Origin of the sequence: Stenotrophomonas sp. HMWF003 (genome assembly GCF_003061285.1) — a bacterium.
In the GTDB taxonomy this organism is placed as follows: domain Bacteria; phylum Pseudomonadota; class Gammaproteobacteria; order Xanthomonadales; family Xanthomonadaceae; genus Stenotrophomonas; species Stenotrophomonas maltophilia_AP.
Genome location: NZ_QAIW01000224.1, coordinates 1,242 through 7,386, shown reverse-complemented (window position 1 = coordinate 7,386; position 6,145 = coordinate 1,242). Strand labels below are relative to the sequence as shown.

General features: G+C 65.5%; 6 protein-coding genes and 1 tRNA gene. 3 read left to right on the top strand and 4 right to left on the bottom strand.

Translation table 11 applies throughout. The features are described from left to right. Nucleotides 1–95: 95 nt before the first annotated feature. From DBR34_RS09085 to DBR34_RS09075, 3 genes are all read left to right on the top strand, one after another. Nucleotides 96–668, top strand: coding sequence for a DUF2239 family protein (locus tag DBR34_RS09085; RefSeq protein ID WP_128096553.1), 573 nt, complete (start codon nucleotides 96–98; stop codon nucleotides 666–668). Nucleotides 669–762: 94 nt separating this feature from the next. Further along, nucleotides 763–2,112 carry an MATE family efflux transporter gene (locus DBR34_RS09080; protein WP_128096552.1) on the top strand — a complete coding sequence of 450 codons (1,350 nt, stop codon included), beginning with the start codon at nucleotides 763–765 and terminating at the stop codon, nucleotides 2,110–2,112. Continuing rightward, complete coding sequence (locus DBR34_RS09075; RefSeq protein ID WP_128096551.1) at nucleotides 2,102–2,458, top strand: GIY-YIG nuclease family protein; 357 nt, start codon at nucleotides 2,102–2,104, stop codon at nucleotides 2,456–2,458. Before DBR34_RS09080 ends, DBR34_RS09075 begins: the two co-directional genes overlap by 11 nt. Before the next feature lie 75 nt (nucleotides 2,459–2,533). Here the strand turns inward: DBR34_RS09075 and DBR34_RS09070 are convergent. The 4 genes from DBR34_RS09070 to rpoD form a co-directional block, all read right to left on the bottom strand. Next, nucleotides 2,534–2,609: transfer RNA gene (locus tag DBR34_RS09070), tRNA-Ile, on the bottom strand. 57 nt (nucleotides 2,610–2,666) lie between these two features. Beyond that, nucleotides 2,667–4,067 (bottom strand): type II toxin-antitoxin system HipA family toxin YjjJ, encoded by a 1,401-nt coding sequence (gene yjjJ, locus DBR34_RS09065; RefSeq protein WP_128096550.1) that lies wholly within the window; start codon nucleotides 4,065–4,067, stop codon nucleotides 2,667–2,669. A gap of 167 nt (nucleotides 4,068–4,234) precedes the next feature. Next, on the bottom strand, nucleotides 4,235–4,981 hold the full coding sequence (locus tag DBR34_RS09060) for a hypothetical protein (RefSeq protein WP_128096549.1): 747 nt from the start codon (nucleotides 4,979–4,981) through the stop codon (nucleotides 4,235–4,237). A gap of 80 nt (nucleotides 4,982–5,061) precedes the next feature. Then, on the bottom strand, nucleotides 5,062–6,145 hold a 1,084-nt coding region (rpoD, locus tag DBR34_RS22470), incomplete at its 5' end, for an RNA polymerase sigma factor RpoD (protein ID WP_258223777.1).

Below are 6,145 nucleotides of genomic sequence, written 5' to 3'. Positions count from 1 at the left end.
GCTTCCGATATTGCACGGGACTTGATCGAACCGGAAAGGGTGTAATTTATCCGGGTGTTATTGACGATTGAATTTTACCCGGGCATTATTCCGGCATGGACCGAACCACGCCCCCGACCTATACCGCCTTTGTAGAGACGCGCCGTCTCATCTGCGGCCCCTTGCACGAGGTGGCCGTGGTCGTACTGCGAGCGCAGCAGACGCAGCCCGAAACGCATGCGCTGGTCTTGAACGATGACACCGGCCAGGCGGTGGATCTGGATCTGCGCGGCGGCGAGGATGCGGTTGCAGCACGCTACACCGTGGTGGCCCCCCCCCAACCTCCCAAAGGACGTGGTCGGCCCAAACTCGGTGTCGTGGCGCGGGAAGTGACGCTTCTGCCGGAGCACTGGGACTGGCTCGCGGCGCAGCCGGGCGGCGCATCGGTGGCCTTGCGAAAACTCGTACACGACGCGCGGCGCAAGGGCGGTGCCGCCGATCGCGCACGCCAGGCGCGCGACCGCGCCTATAAGGCAATGTCCACGCTGGCCGGCGACCTGCCCGGCTTCGAGGAAGCCTCGCGGGCGCTGTTCGCCGACGACCACGAGCGGCTGATGGCGCAGATGGTCGCCTGGCCGCACGACGTGCGGACGTACGTCATGCAGTTCGCTGAGCCTGCACCCGCCTAAGCCGCGTCCCTTTTTTTTCTCTTTCCAACCAGAGCGCGGCCGCGGGTCGCAGCGCTGTGGGAACCCGCATGCCCCCGATTGCCAGGAAGGCCGCATGAACGCGTCTGACGCACCACCCTCCACCGCACCGGTACCGACGCTGCGTGCGCGCTACCTCGCACTGCTGGCACCCTTGATCCTGACCCACGCGATGCAAAGCGCGGGCGGACTGCTCGATGCTTTCTGGCTCGGACGCCTGCTCGGCGTGCATGGCATCGCGACGGCGGCGTCGTTTTTTCCGGTGTTCTTCCTGCTGCTGTCGTTGATCATCGGGCTGGGTGCCGGTGCCACCATCCTGGCGGGCCAGGCAATGGGCGCGCGGGATGCGACGCAACTGCGGCGCGTGGCTGCGACAGCCTGGTCGGCTGCGCTTGGCGTCGGGCTTGTCGTCGCAATGGTCGGCGCATGGTGCGCGCCATGGTTGATGCGAGCACTCGGCACCCCGCAGGACATCCTGCCCGCCGCGATCGACTATGCACGCGCCATGCTGCTGGTGATGCCCTGTGTATTCGTCTCGTGGGCAGGCATGTCGTTGAGCCGCGGTTCCGGAGACGCGACCTCGCCGATGTGGGCTTTGCTCGCTGCGACGCTGGTGGGGGCGGTGTGCACGCCGCTACTGGTGGCGTACACCGCCTTGGGCGCGACCGGCGTGTCCATATCTGCACTCTTCGCACAGCTTGCCGCGCTGGTCGTGTTGAGGCATCGCTGGCGTCGGAACGGCCATCCGCTTGCCGCTCGCACGGGCTGGCAGCACTGCAGGCCCAGTGCAGCCGTCGCCAAGCGCATGCTGCAGATCGGCGTGCCCGCCGCACTGCAGATGCTGGCGATGGCGCTGGCCGAGATCGTGCTGCTGAGCCTTGTGAACCGCCACGGCTCAACCGCAACCGCTGCCTACGGCGCAGCGACGCAGGTGCTGAGCTGGGTGCAGTTCCCCGCGATGAGCCTGGGCATTGCCGCCGCGATCTTCAGCGCGCATGCCGTCGGCGCGGGACGGCGGGAACGTCTGTCTGCAATCGTAGCTACGGGACTGCGCGTGAACGCGATGGTCACCACTCTGTTCGTGGTTGCTGCGCATCTGCTCGCACCGTTTGCGCTGCGCGTCTTCCTGGAGCCCGGGCCCGTGCTGGACGTGTCGGTCACCATCGTGCGCACGGTGGTCTGGAGTGTAGTGCTACTCGGATGGAGCAACGTGCTTGTGGGCGCGATGCGTGCGAGCGGTGCGGCGCTGCTCCCGGCGCTCCTGAGCATGGCGGCGATCCTTGGCATCGAGCTGCCGGTCGCCGCGGCGCTGGAACAGCGCCTCGGACTGGAAGGCCTGTTCTGGGCCGTCCCTGCCGCATTCCTGACCATGCTTGTGCTGCATGGCCTCTACTACCGTCACAAGGAAAGGAACGATGGACGTTGATAACACACCGGTGTCGCGCGCGGCGCGGCGCGCGGCCGCACGACAGGCGCGCGACGCCTTCCCACCCATGGGCATCTATGCCATCCGTGACAGCGAAAGCGGCCACCTCCTGCTGGGCGCGAGCCGCAATGTTGACGCATCGCTCAATCGCGCTCGCTTTGAACTGCTGATGGGCAAGTACGCAGACAGAGTGCTGCAAGCCGCGTGGAATCGCGGCGGCGTGGATGGACTCCGCTTCGACGTACTCGAACGGTTGAAGGAGCGGGAGACCGCAGACTTCGACTATGAGGGCGAACTGAAGGCGCTTGAGCAGTTCTACCGCGAACTGCATGGACTGGCGACATGAGTCAGGGAGGTTGGGAATTCGGACCGGGACTAAGGCAGGATTCCAACCCACATGCGGCACTACGGGATGCTGATGTGGTGGGCCCACCAGGATTCGAACCTGGAACCAAAGGATTATGAGTCCTCTGCTCTAACCGTTGAGCTATAGGCCCCCGCAGCTGCACAGTGTAGTGGAGCCCCCTGCACGCTTTCCACTGCACACCCAAACATCATCCAAAACGCTGCCCCATCGCCTGCACCCGGCGTGCGTTCTCCGCCGCCAGCTCGCGCAGTACCGCCGAGCGCAGCAGCGTCGATCCCGCCACGCGCTGCCAGTAATCCACTGCCAGCGGTGCCGCCCACTGCAGGTGCGCAAGCTGGCCGCTGCGCTCCGGGGCGACGGACGCCGGCGGCGTGGGCGCGCGCAGTACCCCGGTGCGCGAAGGCGCCAGTGACATCGGCAGCATGTCGTAGACCGGTGCCAGCGCCAGCGGGCCGCGATCGACCAGGTGAAAGCCGAGATTGCCCTGATGCATGTCGCTGTTGCCGATAAGCCGGCCGAACGCGTGCAGCCTGCCCATGGTGGCCTGCGCGTCGCGATCTACCCAGCCCTGCGACAGCAGCGCGTCGCCTGCCGTTCCCCAGTCCAGGGTCACATCGCCCACGAAGGCCGATGACAACGCCAGCAACGAGACGAAACCACGCCTCCCGAGCACGTCGACGGTGCGGTCGAAGCGCTGCACCTCCAGGAAGGTATGCGTGTCGGTCTGGAGGATCTCCGAGGCTGCCGCCTGCATGCCGGCGTCGCGCAGGCACTGCAGGGCCAAGTGCTCGCAGACCAGCAGGTCCGCCCAGCGCTCTGCGGCCTGCCCTGCGGTGGGCTGCGCGAACTTGACCAGCGCCGCGTAGCGGCCACCGTCATGCTCCACCGTGGCGGTGAACTTCGGTTGCTCGCCACCGGGCGACGAGCCTACGTCTTCGCCTTCCAGTGCAGCCGCGGCACGCTCGGGATAGCGGCGTGCACGTTCCCCTGCCGGAACCCGGTCACCTGGCGCGTCGAGCCCGCGCAATGCCATCTCCACCGCATCGCCGCCGAGCAGAAGATCTCCGATTTCGGTCCCTCCTGCACGCACCAGCGCCTGCAGGGTATCGGCCAGCTGCCATCGGTTGAGGTCGTCGGGAACGCCCAGATCCCGGCCGCGACGATGCGCGAAGGTGCGACCGAGAAATCCCTGCGGACGCAGGTCGTCCAGGTACCACGGCAGCCCCGGGAAGTGGCCTTCGACGGTCTCGTCCGGCGAACGGGTCAGATTCGGGCGCGCGGCGTTGACCGCGACGTGGAAGGTGTCGCCCGTGAGTGCCACGACCGTGCCCAGCTCTTCGAGGCTGGCATCGGGCCGCAGTCGGAACAGCGGCCATTCGCTGCCCGCTGCGGTGTACTGCCGGACCGCATAGGCCGTGGCGCGGGTGCGGCCAATCCGGACGACGCGTTCCCCCGCCTCGGCCACTAGACGACTCAAGGTAGTGCGGGTGACCCCGAGGCGATCGATTAGATCGGCCGCGGACACCACCTCGCCGGCAGGCAGGCTGTCGAACAGCGTCTGGAGCTGAAGCGTGCGGGGACGGGCCATGACTTGGCTTTTGAGACGAATTAAGTTACGAATCTATACGCCAACTTCTGGTCGATCGCAAGCCACATCAATTCATAAGTAATTGATTGATATATGTTCAATCCCAGCGTAGGCGTACGTAACTCCGAAATTAAGTTACGAAACGCGCAACGTAATATCAGCGTGACCTACCGGTCTTCCAGCCGCTTCATCAGCCGCTCCAGCCGCTCCTCAACCGCCCGGCTGCCGTAAACGCCCCGCAGGCTGTCGGCCGGGGTGGCGCACTGCCCGTTGTCGGTCACCACCAAACTCGAGCCCTGCAGCGAGGCCCGCGCCTCACAGGGCGCCTCACCCAGGAACAGTTCTTCACCCATCGGCTCGGCGCTGCCAATCAGCCTGCCGGCGCCCTTGCCACCCGGTGGCAGCATGCTCATCTGCAGCGTGCGTCCCTCGGACCGGATCTCCAGCACGCGACCACCGCGCCCGTCCCAATACCCCAGCCAGCTGGTGAAGTCGGTTTCGGCCATATGCCCGGTCTTCATGACACGCTCGGCTGGCGCCCAGCCCACCACGTCCTTGCCGGGGGGAAGCACCTGCACGCAGTAGTAGTCGTTCCAGCGGCTGCCGATCACCAGGCTGCTGCCCGGTTCGACTTCATCGCCGCTGCGGCAGCCGTCCTGCGGCGTGTCCAGGCAGCCGGGGCGCTCCCCGACCAGCGCAACGTTGCCGGCATCCACGACGCGGCCGACCGTGAGGTCGGGTTGGGTCTGGAAGAAATCCGCTGCGTTGCAGGCAGGCTGCCGAGGCTCCGCGGCCAGCGCGGCGAAGGGGCACAGAGCAAGGACAAGCACGCTTTTTTTCATCGTCATTCCATTGATCCACAGGTGTAAAGCGACGCGCATCCTACCGCATCCGCATGCGGGCCCGCTGCGCACGCGGCGACACCTGCCGCCCCAAAAAACAAACCCCGCTTGCGCGGGGTCTGTCGGATTTCAACGCGAACTGCCGGGATCGATCAATCGATATCCAGGAAGCTGCGCAGCTGCTCGGACCGGCTCGGGTGACGCAGCTTGCGCAGCGCCTTGGCTTCGATCTGGCGGATACGCTCGCGGGTGACGTCGAACTGCTTGCCAACTTCCTCGAGGGTGTGGTCGGTGTTCATGTCGATGCCGAAGCGCATGCGCAGCACCTTGGCTTCCCTCGGGGTGAGGCCAGCCAGCACGTCGCGCACGGTTTCAGACAAGTTGATGTTGGTGGTGTTCTCGATCGGGGACTCCACGTTGGTGTCCTCGATGAAGTCGCCCAGATGCGAATCCTCGTCGTCGCCGATCGGGGTTTCCATCGAGATCGGCTCCTTGGCGATCTTCATCACCTTGCGGATCTTGTCTTCCGGCATGTCCATTTCCTTGGCCAGCTCCTCCGGCGTAGCCTCGCGGCCGTACTGCTGGAGCATCTGGCGGGAAATGCGGTTCAACTTGTTGATCGTTTCGATCATGTGCACCGGAATACGGATGGTGCGCGCCTGATCGGCGATCGAACGGGTGATGGCCTGGCGGATCCACCAGGTGGCATACGTGGAGAACTTGTAGCCACGGCGGTATTCGAACTTGTCCACGGCCTTCATCAGGCCGATGTTGCCTTCCTGGATCAGGTCGAGGAACTGCAGGCCGCGGTTGGTGTACTTCTTGGCGATGGAGATCACCAGGCGCAGGTTGGCCTCGACCATTTCCTTCTTGGCCTTGCGCGCGCGCGCCTCACCGTAGGCCATGGCGCGGCTGATTTCCTTCAGCTCGTCCAGTTCCAGCCAGGTGGTCTTTTCGATGTCGAGCGTGGCCTGCTGCTCGGCGATGATCTGGTCCTTGACGTCACGCAGGGCCGAGGACCACTTCTGCTTGCGCTTCAGTGCGTCTTCCACCCACTCCAGGTTGGTCTGGTTGCCTTCCCAGGAGCGGATGAAGTCCTTGCGCGGCATGCGCGCGGTCACGGTGGCCAGGTTCAGCACGCGGCGCTCGTGGGACTTGATCTCGGCCATGACGTCGCGCAGCTGCTTGACCAGCACGTCGGTCAGCGGCAGCGGCAGCTTCAGGGTCACGAACACC

Excerpts from the sequence above, each read along its gene's own strand:
- DBR34_RS09080 (WP_128096552.1), top strand. The coding sequence starts at position 763 with ATGAACGCGTCTGACGCACCACCCTCCACCGCACCGGTACCGACGCTG.
- yjjJ (WP_128096550.1), bottom strand. The coding sequence starts at position 4,067 with ATGGCCCGTCCCCGCACGCTTCAGCTCCAGACGCTGTTCGACAGCCTG.
- DBR34_RS09085 (WP_128096553.1), top strand. The coding sequence starts at position 96 with ATGGACCGAACCACGCCCCCGACCTATACCGCCTTTGTAGAGACGCGC.
- DBR34_RS09075 (WP_128096551.1), top strand. The coding sequence starts at position 2,102 with ATGGACGTTGATAACACACCGGTGTCGCGCGCGGCGCGGCGCGCGGCC.